This window comes from Streptomyces sp. NPDC004629 (assembly GCF_042873595.1).
GTDB lineage: Bacteria > Actinomycetota > Actinomycetes > Streptomycetales > Streptomycetaceae > Streptomyces.
The window spans coordinates 450262-465794 of record NZ_JBIALO010000002.1 but is presented as its reverse complement, the minus strand read 5'-3'; the positions used below and the strand labels follow the sequence as shown (position 1 = coordinate 465794).

The window sequence follows — 15533 nt, the reverse complement described above, 5'->3', positions numbered from 1 at the left end:
TTGTTAAACATCCAGTCAAACACTTTGGGGGCCCCCCCCCCCCCCCCACCCGGGTGGGGGGGGGGGGGGGGGTGGGGGGGGGGGGGGGGGGGGCCCCCCCGGGGGGGCCCCCCCCACCGCCGAATGCTGTGACACAGCCGACGGAATCAGGCAGCGCCCCAAAGGGGCGCGAGGAACCGCACGACCAGCCACCACGGCGCCGCAGACGGGGGTGCGCCGGGCCGGCTATCCCCACGCAGCCGACGGGACCGGGCAGCGCCCCAAAAGGGGCGCGGGGAACTGCGCGACCAACCACCACGGCGCCGCAGACGAAAGACACACCCGGCCGGGCCCCCACACAGCCGACGGCCACGACAACGCCCCAAGGGGGCGCGGGGAACTGCGCGACCAACCACCACGGCGCCGCAGGCAGAACCCGGCCCACGACCGCCACCGCACCGTTCCCCCGGGCGGGGGAAATTCCCGGGCGGAATACCACCGCGCCCACCGGCGGGCCGTCCCGGTTCCGCCATACGGGGGGCCTGCCCCACCCGCCAAGACGCGCCGTCAACGCTCGACCACGACATGGGTGTGAGGTTTCCTGAACAACCTGCATGAAAGGTGGCGAACTGGCAACGTTCCCTTTCATGCCCGCCCCACACTCCACCGGAAGGTGATTCGATGACGACGGCGACCAGGACGACCCGCACCACCGGGACGCCGCCCGTCACCGCCCCCTCCCCCGCCGCCCGGCTGCCACCCACCGCGCCCGCACCCTCGCTGCCGTCCCTCACCGGGCTGCGCTGGGTGGCGGCCCTGCTGGTCTTCGGACTGCACGTACGCAACTTCCATTACTTCGGCGGCGCCGGCGACCGCTATGCGACCTGGGCGTTCGGTCCCGGCGCCAGCGGCGTGTCGTTCTTCTTCGTGCTGTCCGGCTTTGTGCTCACCTGGTCCGCGCGGCCCGGGGACCGCGCGCTCGCCTTCTGGCGGCGGCGGATCGCCCGGGTCTATCCGGTGCATCTGGCGACGGCCGCGATCGCGCTGCTCATGGCGTTCACGCTGGCCCACCAGACGAAGCCCGAGCCGTCCCAGGCGGTCGCCAACATCCTGCTGGTGCACTCCTGGTGGCGCCCCTGGTGGCAGACGCTGAACCCGGTCAGTTGGTCGCTCGCCTGCGAGGCGTTCTTCTACGCGGCCTTCCCGCTGCTGGTCCTCCTGCTGCGCCGGCTCGGCGCCCGTGGGTCGGCGATGCTGGCCGGGGCGTCGGTGCTGGCCGTGCTGGTGCTGGCCTGGGCGGAGACGCACCACTGGACGGCGCAGTCGATCAGCGCCAACCCCGCTGCCCGGCTGCCGGAGTTCGTCCTCGGCGCCGCGGCCGCCCGGCTGGTGTTCCTCGACCGGTGGCGCGGCCCCGGGCTTGAGGCATCGCTCGCCCTCGCGGTCATCGGCTACTTCTTCGTGCCGCAGGTCACCCCCGGCTACGCGGCCACCGCGTGCACCATCGCGGGATTCGCCCTGCTCATCCCGGCGGCGGCCGTCGCGGATCTGCGGGGGCTGCCCTCGATGTGGCGGCACCGCCAGCTGGTACGGCTCGGGGAACTGTCGTTCGCGTTCTACATGGTGCACCTGCTGGTCCTGCGGGCGGGCACCAACGTGCTCGGGCTCTCCCCGCGGTTCGGTGCGGTGGCGGGCCTGGCCGTGACCGCCGTCGCGTTCGCGCTGTCCCTCGCCCTGTCCTGGGTCCTGTACGAGAAGGTGGAGCGTCCCGCGCGGCGGCTGCTGCTCGGCGGTCGCCGCGCTGTCAAGGCACGGCCGGCCTTGATCGGCCGGAACTCTCCGAGGGTGGGCGGGCGTTGACAGGGGGTGCTTTCGTCTGCGGCGCCGTCGTGGCTGATCGCGCAGTTCCCCGCGCCCCCTTGGGGCGCAGCCCCATCCCCACCGCTGCCTAGGGACACCCGGCCCCGCACACCCCCTCGGCCGCGGCGCCGTCGTGGCTGGGCGCGCAGTTCCCCGCGCCCCCCTTGGGGCGCAGCCCCATCCCCACCGCCGCGTAAGGCCACCCGGCCCGGCACACCCCTCGACCGCGGCGCCATCGTGGCTGGGCGCGCAGTTCCCCGCGCCCCCCTTGGGGCGCAGCACCGTCCCCACCGCCGCGTAAGGCCACCCGGCCCGGCACACCCCTCGACCGCGGCGCCATCGTGGCAGGGCGCGCAGTTCCCCGCGCCCCCCTTGGGGCGCAGCACCGTCCCCACCGCCGCGTAAGGCCACCCGGCCCGGCACACCCCTCGGCCGCGGCGCCATCGTGGCAGGGCGCGCAGTTCCCCGCGCCCCCCTTGGGACGCAGCCCCATCCCCACCGCTGCCTAGGGACACCCGGCCCCGCACACCCCCTCGGCCGCGGCGCCGTCGTGGCTGGGCGCGCAGTTCTCCGCGCCCCCTTTGGGGGCTGGGGGATGCGGGTTGCAGGGGCTGACGTACGGGCGTTACCTGGAAGTATCGAGTGGCGAAGCAAGAGCGCCTGGGCCTGCGACACGGGCCGGCAGGCCGTGTCACGGTGCGCGTCTTTGCGGACGCGACGGCCCGTCGCCGGTGCCCGGCGTTCGACGCGGAGGTGGTACAGGTGAAAGCCGTCGTCTACGAGAAGCCCTTCAGCGTGGCTGTGAGGGATGTCGACGATCCGCAGATCCAGCACCCGAACGACGTGCTGGTACGGGTGACGTCGACCGCGATCTGCGGATCCGACCTGCACATGTACGAGGGCCGCACGGCGGCCGAGGCCGGCATCGTCTTCGGGCACGAGAACCTCGGCGTCATCGAGGAGGTCGGCAGCGGTGTGACCTCCCTGTCCTCCGGGGACCGCGTCGTGATGCCGTTCAACGTCGCGTGCGGGTTCTGCAAGAACTGTCTCGCCGGCAAGACCGGGTTCTGTCTGACGGTCAACCCGGGGTTCGCCGGCGGTGCGTACGGCTATGTGGCGATGGGCCCCTTCATCGGCGGCCAGGCCGAGCGGTTGCGGGTGCCGTACGCCGACTTCAACTGTCTGAAGCTGCCGACGGGCGACGAGTTCGAGACCGACTTCGTGCTGCTCGCCGACATCTTCCCGACCGGATATCACGGCTGCGAACTCGCCCAGGTGTCCCCCGGTGAGAGCGTGGCCGTGTTCGGCGCCGGACCCGTCGGCCTGATGGCCGCCTACTCCGCGCTGTTGCGCGGTGCCTCCCAGGTGTTCGTCGTGGACCGGGTGCCCGAACGCCTCGCCAAGGCGGCGGAGATCGGGGCCGTCCCGATCGACTTCACCCAGGGTGATCCGACGGAGCAGATCAAGGAGCAGACCCGGGGCGAGGGCACCGACAAGGGTGTGGACGCCGTCGGGTACCAGGCCCAGGCGCACGACGCAAGCCACGAGGAACCCGCCGTCGTCCTGAACACGCTCGTCGAGACGGTGCGGCCGACCGGCATGCTCGGCATTCCGGGCCTGTACGTGCCCTCCGACCCGGGCGGACCCGACGAGCACGCCAAGCACGGCCAACTGCTGGTCTCCATCGGCCGGATGTTCGAGAAGGGCCAGCAGATGGGCACGGGTCAGTGCAACGTCAAGCGGTACAACCGCCAGCTGCGCGACCTGATCATCTCGGGGCGGGCCAAGCCCAGTTTCGTGGTCTCGCACGAGCTGCCGCTGGACCAGGCTCCGCAGGCGTACGAGAAGTTCGACCAACGGATCGAGGGATACACCAAGGTCGTCCTGCATCCCGGACACGCGCTCGCGGCCTAGGCACGTGAACCGGCACGGTGGTGCCCGGCCCGCCGGGGCCGGGCACCGCCGTGTGCGGCGAGCCGGGCGCTTCTTCTACCGGCGCGCATGCGACACCTGCCGTCCGGGCCGGCCACCGCTCACGGACGTCCGTGGTTCATGTCCATGAACAGAACGCGCGGCCTCGCGCAGCCGGCGCCCCCGTCGGGTCGGGCCCCACGGCTTGAGCACCGAGATCGCCGTCATAAAGACATAGGCGGCCAGCGACACGGCCGGTCCGATCAGGACGGCACCGGCGCCGGGCAGGGGTTCGCCGGCGGCGACGGCCGCGCCCGCCGAGTGCACCCCGGGACGCAGCGCGAAGACCGTCGCGACGGTGGTGGCCAGGGTCAGCCAGAACTTGGTCCAGACCCAGCGGTGCCGGGCCAGCCCCCACGGTGTGCCGAGGGACAGTGCCACACCGCTGATGAGCGTGGCGAGCGCCACGGGAAGCAGCAGCCGGTCGGCGAACAGCCGCATGGCGCGGACCGAGGCGGTGACGGTCCCCGCCTGCCCGGCGGTGACCGCGGTGATCCCCAGCGCGAGCAGCCCGAGGGTGAGCCCGAGCCAGCTCGCGGAGGCGGTGACATGGACGACGAGTAGGGCCCGGCGGGCCGGACGGCTCAGTTTCATGGCCCTCACCGTGCCGGTACCGGCCCGGTGAGGCGTCTGCCGAGGGGAGTAACCCCGCGTACGTTCCCGGGCGTACGTCCCCCATCACCCGCGGCGCTGTCCCCGCGGGTGACGGGTTCGGCGCCGGTCGGTGGTGCCGATCAGCGGGCCTCTGCGCGCAGTTCCGACAGGGTGGCCGAGGTCAGCGGCCGTGGGGTGTGTTCGGGTTCGACGAGGACGACCGTGCAGTCGGCGGCGTGGGTGAGCGCGGTGGTGAGGCTGCCGTCGGCGAACTGGGCGAGGGGGCCGCGCGGCGAACGGCCGACCGCTATGGCGCGGGCGCCCACCTCGGCGGCGTGCCGGGCCAGGACGCGTCCCGCCGCGGCGTGGTCGCCGACGCTGCTGAGGATCTGCCCCGTCACGGGGATGTCCAGTGCGGCGAGGCGGTCGAGGTGGGCGGTGACGGCGGCGCGGGCCTGGTCGGCGGTCTCGGTGTCGACGGCCTGTTCCTCCACGACGGCGGTCTGCTGCACATGGACGATCTCCAGCGGGCTGCCGGTGTCCTGGGCGAACCGGGCCGCGGTGTCGACGGTGGCGGCGGCCCCCTCGTGGGCGCCGACCGCGACGATGACCGGCCGGGTGCCGCTGCGCGGTGCGGTGCCGACGGGCGTGAGGAGCGGGGTCACCGGTTCGCCCTCGCCGGTGTCCGTCTCGGCGGCGCGCAGCAGGCGGTGCCCGCTGGCCAGCACCGGGATGGCGAGCACGAAGGTGGCGGCGCCGAGGTAGAAGGGGACGCTGAGGTCGGTGGCGTCGGCGAGCCTGCCGGCCACGTAGGGGGCGAGACCGCCTCCGATGAAGCGCAGGAAGCCGTAGGCGGAGGAGGCGACCGGGCGCTCCACCGGGGAGACCAGCATGACGGCCTGGGTGGTGAGGGTGTTGTTGATGCCGATGAAGGCGCCGCTGAGGATGACCGCGACGATCACGACGGTGGGGGTCTCGACGCCCGCGGCGATCACGGCCATCACGATGCCGAGGCCGAACAGGTTGGCGTAGAGCACGGGGGCGGTGCCGTAGCGGGCCTGCAGACGGGGAGCGAAGAAGACGCTGAAGGCGGCCACCAGCAGACCCCAGCCGGTGAAGACCAGGCCGAGCTGATGGGCGCTCAGCTCCATCGGGTACGGCGCGTACCCCAGCATGGTGAAGAAGCCCCAGTTGTACAGCAGCGCCATGATGCCCATCGTCAGCAGGCCGCGGTGGCGCAGCGCCTTGAGCGGGTCGAGCGGCGAGCTGCGGCGGGCCGGCCGGGGCAGGGTGGGCACGAAGGCGAGGGTGGCGACGAGGGCGATGGCCATCAGCGCCGCGACGCCGAAGAACGGTCCGCGCCAGCTGATCGCGCCCAGTTCCCCGCCCAGCAGCGGGCCGACGGCGATGCCGAGGCCGAGGGCGGTCTCGTACAGGATGATCGCGCCGCCGAACCCGCCGCTGGCCGAGGCGACGATCACCGCCAGTGAGGTGGCGATGAACAGGGCGTTGCCCAGACCCCAGCCGGCCCGGAAGCCGACGATGCCGTTGATGGAGCCGGAGGCGCCGGCCAGCGCGGCGAAGACGACGATGACCGCCAGGCCTATGACGAGGGTGCGCTTGGCGCCGAAGCGGCTGGAGAACCAGCCGACGACGAGCATGGCCACCGCGGTCACGATGAGATAGCTGCTGAACAGCAGGGAGACCTGGCTGGGCGAGGCGTGCAGGCTCTCGGCCAGCGCGGGCAGGATCGGGTCCACCAGGCCGATGCCCATGAACGAGATCACGCAGGCGAACGCGACGGCCCAGACGGCCTTGGGCTGCATGAAGGGACTGGCGGCCTTTCCATGGGATGCACTCATGTGCGTTTCTCTTCCGGAGCGTTGACGGGGACGGGCAACAAAGAGCCCGCGGGGAGAGTGGGACAGAGAGGGAACACGACGGGGTCAGGAGGGGGCCGGGCGCTCGTGGTCGTCCCCGATGACCCGGGCGAGGGCGGGCAGCGCGATGTTCACCGCGTCCCGTTCGGCCTCGGTCAGCTGCGCGACCAGGTCCTGGAGCGCCTCGGCGCGCTCTGCGCGTCGCTGCCGGAAGACATCGAGGCCGGTGCGGGTGGCCGCCACCAGGACGCCCCGGCCGTCGCTGCGGTCGGCGGTGCGACACGCAAGACCGGCCCGCTCCAGCCGGGTGATCAGCTGGGTCATGTTCGGCTGGGAGACGCCTTCGGCGCGGGCCAGTTCGGTCAGCCGCTGGGGGCCCTCGCGGCCGAGCCGGGCCAGCACCGAGGAGGCCGCCGTGCTGAGGCCGCCGGCGGTGGCACTGCGGCGTACGTGGCGGACCAGCTGCTCGACGGCAATGATCAGGTCCTCCGGTGAGGCGCCGGGGCCCGCCGGATCCATAACCCGCTTATGCATAACCGCATTATGCACTTAGATGTAATGTGAAACAAGATGCCGGAACGGATGCCCGGAGCCGACCCCGGTACGTCGGCGACGCTTTGTTCGGGGGTTACGTCAGCTCGGCCAGGAGGTCGCCGCCCTCCACCTGCTGGACGGGGTTGATGGCCAGCCGGGACACCCGGCCCGACCGCGGGGCGGTGATCGCGGCCTCCATCTTCATCGCCTCGATGGTGGCCACCGTCGACCCGGCCGCCACCTCGTCGCCCTCGGCGACCGCGAGCGTCACCACGCCCGCGAACGGCGCCGCCACATGACCGGGGTTGCCGCGGTCGGCCTTCTGCGTGGCCGGCACCTGCGAGGCCGCCGCCCGGTCGCGCACCTGGATCGGCCTGAGCTGACCGTTCAACGTGGCCATCACCGTGCGCATGCCCCGCTCGTCGGCGTTCCCGACGGCCTGCAACTCGATCAGCAGCCGCACCCCGGGCTCCAGGTCGACGGCGTACTCCACCCCGGGGCGCAGCCCGTAGAAGAAGTCCTTGCTGTCCAGCACGCTGGTGTCGCCGAAGGTCTGCCGGTGGGTCTCGAACTCCCGCGTCGGGCCGGCGAACAGCAGCCGGTTCAGCGTCGCGCGCCGGGACTTCTCCAGGCCCTCGCGGTCGTCGGTGGTCAGCTCCGGCACGGGCTTCGCCTCGGCCCGGCCCCGCAACGCCTTGGTGCGGAACGGCTCCGGCCAGCCACCGGGCGGGGTGCCCAACTCGCCGCGCAGGAAACCGATGACGGAGTCGGGGATGTCGTAGCGGTCCGGTGCGGCCTCGAAGTCCTCCGGGCGCACATCGGCGCCGACCAGGTGCAGGGCGAGGTCCCCGACGACCTTGGAGGACGGGGTGACCTTGACCAGACGGCCCAGGATCCGGTCGGCGGCGGCGTACATGGCCTCGATGTCCTCGAACCGGTCGCCGAGCCCGAGCGCGACGGCCTGGGTGCGCAGGTTGGACAGTTGTCCGCCGGGGATCTCGTGGTGGTAGACCCGCCCGGTCGGCGAGGCGAGGCCCGCCTCGAAGGGCGCGTAGATCCGGCGGACGCTCTCCCAGTACGGCTCCAGGTCCCCGACGGCCTGGAGGCCGAGGCCGGAGGGCCGCGCCGTGTGGTCGGTGGCGGCGACGATCGCCGACAGCGACGGCTGCGAGGTGGTGCCCGCCATCGACGCCACCGCGCCGTCCACCGCGTCCGCGCCCGCCTGGACCGCGGCGAGGTAGGTGGCGAGCTGACCGCCCGCCGTGTCATGGGTGTGCAGATGGACCGGCAGGTCGAACTCGCGGCGCAGCGCCGTGACGAGCGTGGCCGCGGCGGGGGCGCGCAGCAGTCCCGCCATGTCCTTGACCGCGAGGACGTGCGCGCCCGCGGCGACGATCTCCTCGGCCAGGCGCAGGTAGTAGTCGAGGGTGTAGAGGCGTTCGGACGGGTCGCAGAGATCGGCGGTGTAGCACAGGGCGACCTCGGCGACCGCGGTGCCGGTCTCGCGCACGGCGTCGATGGCCGGGCGCATCTGTCCGACGTCGTTGAGCGCGTCGAAGATCCGGAAGATGTCGATGCCGGTGGCGGCTGCCTCCTGCACGAAGGCGTCGGTGACCTCGGTCGGGTACGGCGTGTAGCCGACGGTGTTGCGGCCGCGCAGCAGCATCTGCAGACAGATGTTGGGCACGGCCTCGCGCAGGGCGGCCAGCCGCTCCCAGGGGTCCTCGGCGAGGAAGCGCAGGGCGACGTCGTAGGTGGCGCCGCCCCAGCATTCCAGGGAGAGCAGTCCGGGCAGGGTGCGGGCGACGACGGGGGCGACCGTGAGGAGGTCCTTGGTGCGCACCCGGGTGGCGAGCAGCGACTGGTGGGCGTCGCGGAAGGTGGTGTCGGTGACGGCGAGCGTCGGCGACTCGCGCAGTCGGCGGGCGAAGCCCTCGGGGCCGAGCGAGACGAGTCGCTGCCGGGACCCGGCGGGCGGCTCGCCCGCGGGCAGCGGGGGCAGCTTGGTGACCGGGTCGATCAGGTCGGGCCGCTCGCCGTGCGGCTTGTTCACCGTGACGTCGGCGAGATAGGTGAGCAGTTTGGTGCCGCGGTCGGCGGAGGAACGCGCGGTCAGCAGGTGGGGGCGTTCCTCGATGAACGAGGTCGTCACCCGTCCGGCCTGGAAGTCCGGGTCGTCGAGGACGGCTTGCAGGAAGGGGATGTTGGTGGCCACACCGCGGATGCGGAACTCGGCGACGGCGCGCCGGGCGCGGACGATCGCGGCCTTCAGGTCCCGGCCCCGGCAGGTGAGTTTGACCAGCATCGAGTCGAAGTGCGCGCTGATCTCGGTACCGGCGTGGGTGGTGCCGCCGTCGAGACGGATGCCCGAGCCGCCCGGCGAGCGGTACGCGCTGATCCGGCCGGTGTCCGGGCGGAAGCCGTTGGCCGGGTCCTCGGTGGTGATGCGGCACTGCAGCGCGGCGCCGCGCAGGGTGACGGACTCCTGGGTCAGCCCCAGGTCCGCGAGGGTCTGCCCGGCGGCGATCCGCAACTGGGCCTGCACGAGGTCGACGTCGGTGACCTCCTCGGTCACCGTGTGCTCCACCTGGATGCGCGGGTTCATCTCGATGAAGACGTGGTGGCCGGCGCGGTCGAGCAGGAACTCGACGGTGCCGGCGTTGCGGTAGCCGATCTCGCGGGCGAAGCGTACGGCGTCGGCGCAGATCCGCTCGCGCAGCGCGGGGTCCAGGTTCGGCGCGGGCGCGAGTTCGATGACCTTCTGGTGGCGACGCTGCACGGAGCAGTCCCGCTCGAAGAGGTGCATGACGTCGCCGTCGCCGTCGGCGAGGATCTGCACCTCGATGTGGCGCGGATCGACGACCGCCTTCTCCAGGAAGACGGTGGGGTCGCCGAACGCGGAGGCCGCCTCGCGGGACGCCGCCTCGATGGCCTCGCGCAGCTGGGCGGGTTCCGCCACCCGGCGCATCCCGCGGCCGCCGCCGCCCGCCACCGCCTTCACAAACACCGGGAAACCGATGTCGTCGGCGGCCCGGACCAGTTCGTCCACGTCGGTGGAGGGCGCCGAGGAGCCCAGCACGGGCACGCCCGCGGCGCGGGCGGCGGCCACGGCACGCGCCTTGTTCCCGGTCAGTTCGAGCGTGTGGGCGCTGGGTCCGACGAAGGTGATGCCCGCCTGTTCGCAGGCCCTGGCGAGTTCCGGGTTCTCGGACAGGAACCCGTAACCGGGGTACACGGCGTCGGCGCCCGCGCGGCGTGCCGCGCCCACGATCTCCTCGACCGACAGGTAGGCCCGTACCGGATGCCCGGGTACGCCGATCTCGTAGGCCTCGTCGGCCTTGAGCCGGTGCAGTGAATTGCGGTCCTCGTGCGGGAACACGGCGACGGTGCGCGCGCCCAGCTCGTAGCCGGCGCGGAATGCGCGAATCGCGATCTCACCACGGTTGGCGACCAGCACCTTGCGGAACATCATCGACCCCTTCGGCCTGCCGGCGACGAACACCATCGTGTCGGCGACTCCCCTGCCCTGCCACGCGGCAACGTTAGGGGCGGGCGGACGACGGCTGAAAGAGGCGAACATCACATTGACATCCGGGCCCGCCCGGGGGATCGACCGAAGCCCGCTCGCGCCCCGGGGCCCGGCCGGGTGTCAGGGGCCGCTGCCCGGTGCCGGGAGCGTCGGCTCCCCCGCCACGGCGAGCGGGGACCGGGCACGGCCGCGGTCGGCATCCCGTTCGATGTCGCGTTCGGTGGCGCGTCGGAGGTCGCGTTCGGTATCGCGTTGGAGGTCGCGTTCGAGGTCGTCGAGCGCGCGGCGTGCGGTCGCGATGCGTTCCGCGAGGTGCCGCCGCTCCTCGGGTGCGACGGGGGCGGGGCGCCGCGCGGGCGACTCGTCCCGTTCCAGTTCGCGGGCCTCTTCGAGCGAGGTCAGGACCACTCCGATGAGCACGTTGACCAGGACGAAGGAGGCCAGCAGGACGTAGGAGGCGTAGTAGAGCAGGCTCCAGCGGGACACCTCAAGGCCGGCCCGGACCGCGTCCCCGATGCCGTCCAGCGTCATCAGGAGGAAGAGGGAGAGGACGGCCCGGCCGACGGACCCGTAGTGCTCGGGGTCGGACCCGCCGAAGAAGACCCAGCCGACCATGGCGTACACGTACAGCAGCAGCGCGCCGACGAGGAGGAAGCTCAGCGTGCCGGGCAGGCTGCGGGCCACGGCGACCAGCACGATGCGCAGTTGCGGCAGGAACCGGGCGGTGCGCAGCACCCGGGCCAGCCGCAGCAGCCGCAGCACGGTGGTGTTCTCGCGGACGACGGGCAGGAAGGCGCACAGCACGACGGCCAGGTCGAAGAGGTTCCACGGGTCCTTCCAGAACTCCCGTGGCCGGTCCGCGTGGGCCGCCAGGCGCAGCAGGATCTCGACGGTGAAGACGGCCAGACAGGCGTGTTCGGCGAGCCTCAGCCAGTGCTGCCAGTCGGCGACGAGGCCGGTGTAGGTCTCCACGCCCAGCAGCGCCGCGTTCGCCAGGATCACCGTGAAGACGGTGAGGGCGAACCAGCGGGCCTCCGTGACGGCCCGGCAGCGCCGGGCCAGATCACGCCGGGCGGATAACGGCACCGGCTCGGCCGCGTGCTGGTGCTGGTCCGACTCGTCCGACATGGTGCTGCTTCCGCTCCTTCACGCGCCGCGCTCACCCGGCCGGCCGGGCCCGCCGGCACGGCTGTCGAGTGATCACCTTCCGAGAGATTTCTACAGCACTGTAGAAAGCGGCGGGGAACGGGCGGGCGGCTCGGGCCCGCGGGTTGCGGCACGGCGGCGCGGCCCCCGGGCCTAGAATGGACCCGCGAGTCCACAAGGAGGCGTCCTATGTCCAGCCCGCACCGGACGAAGCTCACCGCCAAGGGCGCGGCCACCCGGCGGCGCATCGTCGAGGGCGCCGCGGCCGAGATCCGCGCCCGGGGTGCGGCGGCCACCACACTGGACGACATCCGCGCGCGGACCGCCACCAGCAAGAGCCAGATCTTCCACTACTTCCCCGGCGGCAAAGAGGAGTTGCTGTACGCGGTGGCCGCCCGGGAGGCCGACCGGGTGCTTCAGGACCAGGAGCCGCATCTGAGCGACCTGAGCACCTGGCAGTCCTGGCGGGACTGGCGGGACGCGGTGGTCCTGCGCTATCGGCACCAGGGCGTGGACTGTCCGCTGGGCGTACTGGTCACGGAGTTGGGCCGCACCACACCGGCCGCGCAGGCGCTCACCGGCCGGTTGATCGAGCAGTGGCAGCAGGCGCTGCGGACGGGGATCCGGCGCATGCAGGACGGGGGCGCGATCGACCGGCGGCTGGACGCCGACCGTACGGCGGCCGCGCTGGTCGCCGCGGTACAGGGCGGGGTGGTCATCCTGATGTCGACGGGCGGCATCACCCATCTGGAAGCGGCGCTCGACACGACGCTGAGCCTGCTGCGCCGCTCCACCCCACCACCCGCAACCTGACCACGCCGTCCGCCCCTGTCACCCCCCGCCCCGCGACCCGACACCGCCGGGCCACCACGGCGGTTGCCGGACGGCTCAACGCGACCGGGGCACGGGCCGGAGCGACCGTCAGCGGGCCACCCGGGCAGATGGCGGGCGGCTCAGCGCGGCCGGGGCACGGGCCGAGGGCGACCATCGACAGGCCACCCAGGCGGATGGCGGGCAGCCCAGCACGGCCAGGACACAGGCCGAGGGCGACCATCGACAGGCCACCCAGCACGGCCAGGACACAGGCCGAGGCGACCGTCAGCGGGCGACCCAGGCGGGTCGAGGGCGGCTCAACGCGACCGGCACACGCGCCGAGGGCGACCATCGACAGACCCCCCAGGCAGATGGCGGGCAGCCCAGCACGGCCAGGACACAGGCCGAGGGCGACCGTCGGCGGGCCACCCGGGCGGGCGCCCGCGGCCGGGGCACGGGTCGGGGGTGAGGCGGCCGACGCCGGGAGCGCGGCGTACTCGGACGCGCGTCCAAAACGTCGGCCGAGGGCGCCCGGCCCCCCACGGACGCGCCCCCTCGGCCGCCAGCCGGGCCCGCAGCCGGCCGGCGTCCGGCGACGCGGCCCGCTTGACGGGAGCCGTCGGCAGGCCTGAGGCCGCCGACCGTCTGCCCGGGGTGCTCTCGGCAGGGTCAGCGTTCCTCGCGGAAGGCGACGTGCCGCCCCGCCACGGGGTCGTACTTGCGCAGAACGAGCCGGTCGGGGTCGCTCAGTCGGTTCTTGCGGGTCACATAGGTGACACCGGTCGCGGCCGTCGACCTCAGCGTGACGACGGGACGCGTGGTACTGCGTGCCATGGGAATCTCCTCTCCGGCCGCATCCGCACTTTAGTAGTGCGCATGACAGCCACGGACCCTGCAACAAGATCCCCGGGGCCCGCATTCCCACCCGCCACGGGCCACCCTCACGCCGGGTTCGGCCGCCGGGTCCGGCCGCCCCGGTCAGGGCGCGTCGCCGCGCCAGTCGTAGTGGCGGCCGTCCGCCCGGGGCGCGTACAGGGCCCGGCCGCCGGGGCCGTAGCGGCCCAGCTCGGTCACCAGCGCCACCTGCTCCCCCGTCGCCCGCTCGGGTCGCCCGGTGACGTCCAGGAGCAGCCCGTCCAGGGGACCCCCGACCAGCTCCGCGTAGCTGCGGCCGGGCCGGGGGCCCGCGTCCTCGTGATCGGCCCCGTACACCCGGCCCCGCATGAACTCCCGCTCATCCATGCCGTGCAGGGTCGCATCCGACACTGACAGCGCACACTGACAGCGCACCGCGCCCGGGTCCCGGCACTCCTTCCCGCCCCCGCATCACCACGCCCCGCCTGCGGCATCATGACGCGCCACCCTCGACATCATGACGCGCCGCCCCAGATACCGGACATATCAGCTTCAAACGTGTGTTATTCATCCATGCACAAACCTTCGCGGCGTACCTTGCTCACCGCCTCGGTCGCGGCCGTCGGCTCGGGACTCCTGTCGGCCTGCACCGGAAACGGCTCGCACCCGCAGTCCCGACCACAAGCCGGCGCGACGGCCAAGGGCCCCAGCCACGGCTTCGTCCCCCCGGGACCCAGGGGATTCGTGAACCCCTCCGGTCCCGAGGTGCACGCCGTCGAACGCAGACGCGGCTCCGGGCCCGTACGCAGGTTCAAGTTCACCGCCGCCGAGACGACCGTGGACCTGGACGGACGAAAGTTTCGCACCTGGGCCTACGGTGACAGCCTGCCGGGCCCACTGGTCCGCGTCACCGCCGGCGACGTCCTCAGCCTCACCGTCGCCAACCACCTGCCCGCCGAGACCACGCTCCACTCGCACGGCGTGCGCATGCGCTGCGACATGGACGGCGTGCCCAGCCTGACCCAGGACGCCATCGCGCCCGGCTCCGACTTCACCTACCACTACACCGTCAGCCACCCCGGCACCTACCTGCTGCACTCCCACTCCGGCATGCAGCCCGACCGCGGCCTGTACGCCCCGTTCATCGTCGACGACCCGAGGGAGCCGCTGCACTACGACAAGGAGTGGCTGATCGTCCTCGACGACTGGATCGACGGCGTCGGCGGCTCCACCCCGGACGGTGTCCTCACGGAACTGCGGCACGGCAAGACCATGTCCATGGACGGCATGGGCATGGACAAGGGGATGGGCAACGGCCCCGAAGCCGGCGGCCACGGCGCCCCCGCCGCGCCGCACCCGGCCCCAGCGAAGCCGAAGGGGCCCTCCCGCATGCTGCACGGCAAACGCAGCGCCATCCTGCACAGCGTGGGCGGCAACGTCGCCTACCCCCACTACCTCGCCAACGGCCGGCTGCCCGGCAACCCGTCGGTGTTCCGGGCCCGGCCCGGCGAGCGGATCCGGGTGCGCATCGTCAACGCGGGCTCGGACACCGCCTTCCGGGTCGCCCTCGGCGGGCACAGGATGATCGTCACCCACACCGACGGCTACCCCGTCGAGCACACGGAGACCGACGCGCTGATCCTCGGCATGGCGGAACGCTACGACGTGCTGATCACCGCGAAGGACGGCGTCTTCCCGTTCGTCGCGCTCGCCGAGGGCAAGGGCTCCCGTGCCATGGCCCTGCTGCGCACCAGCGGCAAGGAGTCCGCGCCGCGGGCCGACGCCTACCCGGCGGAGCTGGACCGTGAGTTGGTGCCGGCCCGGCGGATCAATCCGCACGAGTCCGTCGCCCTGGCCGAGCGCAAACCCGACCGTGAGATCCGGATCAGGCTCACCGGCGACATGAAGCAGTACAACTGGTCGTTCGACCACAAGCCGTACTCGCTCACCCAGCGCCATCCCGTCCGGCAGGGCGAGCGCGTCCGACTCACCCTCATCAACGGCACCGACATGTGGCACCCCATGCATCTGCACGGCCACACGTTCGCGGTCGTCGGCCTCAACGGGGTGGGCGCCCGCAAGGACACCTCGATCGTGCTCCCGCACCGCAAGCTCGTCGCCGACTTCGACGCCGACAACCCCGGGCTGTGGATGCTGCACTGCCACAACCAGTACCACTCCGAGTCGGGCATGATGACCATCCTCGGCTACCGGAGATGACCCCCGGCCGGTGCCGGCCGCCGTCCCCGGACAGCGGCCGGCGCCGGCCGCGCACGGCTCCGAACCCGTCCGCCGGCCCGGCTCGGCCGCCCCTCACCGCACATCGCGGGCCGCCGCGGGGTGCGAGTGGTGGATCTCCCGGGACGGTCGTA

Annotated in this window: 11 protein-coding genes; 4 read left to right on the top strand and 7 right to left on the bottom strand. The window is 72.7% G+C overall.

Annotated elements, in window-relative coordinates; genetic code table 11:
- Positions 1-660 precede the first annotated feature (660 nt).
- On the top strand, positions 661-1839 hold the full coding sequence (locus ACFYTE_RS05090; RefSeq protein WP_388705020.1) for an acyltransferase family protein: 1179 nt from the start codon (positions 661-663) through the stop codon (positions 1837-1839).
- Between the two features lie 762 nt (positions 1840-2601).
- Positions 2602-3753: a glutathione-independent formaldehyde dehydrogenase gene (locus tag ACFYTE_RS05085; RefSeq protein ID WP_388705018.1), complete on the top strand. Its 1152-nt coding sequence runs from the start codon at positions 2602-2604 to the stop codon at positions 3751-3753.
- A gap of 75 nt (positions 3754-3828) precedes the next feature.
- On the opposite strand, the gene ACFYTE_RS05080 is transcribed toward ACFYTE_RS05085, so the two are convergent.
- From ACFYTE_RS05080 to ACFYTE_RS05060, 5 genes are all read right to left on the bottom strand, one after another.
- Positions 3829-4404, bottom strand: coding sequence for a DUF2269 domain-containing protein (locus tag ACFYTE_RS05080; protein WP_388705016.1), 576 nt, complete (start codon positions 4402-4404; stop codon positions 3829-3831).
- A gap of 140 nt (positions 4405-4544) precedes the next feature.
- The gene (locus tag ACFYTE_RS05075) at positions 4545-6266 is read right to left on the bottom strand and encodes an MFS transporter (RefSeq protein WP_388705013.1); all 1722 of its coding nucleotides are present in this window, start codon (positions 6264-6266) and stop codon (positions 4545-4547) included.
- Positions 6267-6350: 84 nt separating this feature from the next.
- Complete coding sequence (locus ACFYTE_RS05070) at positions 6351-6818, bottom strand: MarR family winged helix-turn-helix transcriptional regulator (protein WP_388705010.1); 468 nt, start codon at positions 6816-6818, stop codon at positions 6351-6353.
- A 94-nt stretch (positions 6819-6912) separates the two neighbouring features.
- Entirely contained in the window at positions 6913-10287 is a 3375-nt protein-coding gene (locus ACFYTE_RS05065; protein WP_388705193.1) for a pyruvate carboxylase, read from the bottom strand.
- A gap of 180 nt (positions 10288-10467) precedes the next feature.
- Positions 10468-11475: an ion transporter gene (locus ACFYTE_RS05060; RefSeq protein ID WP_388705007.1), complete on the bottom strand. Its 1008-nt coding sequence runs from the start codon at positions 11473-11475 to the stop codon at positions 10468-10470.
- A 207-nt stretch (positions 11476-11682) separates the two neighbouring features.
- Between ACFYTE_RS05060 and ACFYTE_RS05055 the strand changes: the two genes are divergently transcribed.
- Positions 11683-12306, top strand: coding sequence for a TetR/AcrR family transcriptional regulator (locus ACFYTE_RS05055; RefSeq protein ID WP_388705005.1), 624 nt, complete (start codon positions 11683-11685; stop codon positions 12304-12306).
- A 669-nt stretch (positions 12307-12975) separates the two neighbouring features.
- On the opposite strand, the gene rpmG is transcribed toward ACFYTE_RS05055, so the two are convergent.
- A complete protein-coding gene (gene rpmG / locus ACFYTE_RS05050) occupies positions 12976-13140 on the bottom strand; it encodes a 50S ribosomal protein L33 (protein ID WP_388705002.1) in 165 nt (54 codons plus the stop codon).
- Positions 13141-13284: 144 nt separating this feature from the next.
- Positions 13285-13548, bottom strand: coding sequence for a hypothetical protein (locus ACFYTE_RS05045; protein WP_388704999.1), 264 nt, complete (start codon positions 13546-13548; stop codon positions 13285-13287).
- Positions 13549-13734: 186 nt separating this feature from the next.
- Here ACFYTE_RS05045 and ACFYTE_RS05040 point away from each other — a divergent pair, with 186 nt between their 5' ends.
- On the top strand, positions 13735-15381 hold the full coding sequence (locus tag ACFYTE_RS05040) for a multicopper oxidase family protein (RefSeq protein WP_388704996.1): 1647 nt from the start codon (positions 13735-13737) through the stop codon (positions 15379-15381).
- Positions 15382-15533: the final 152 nt, after the last annotated feature.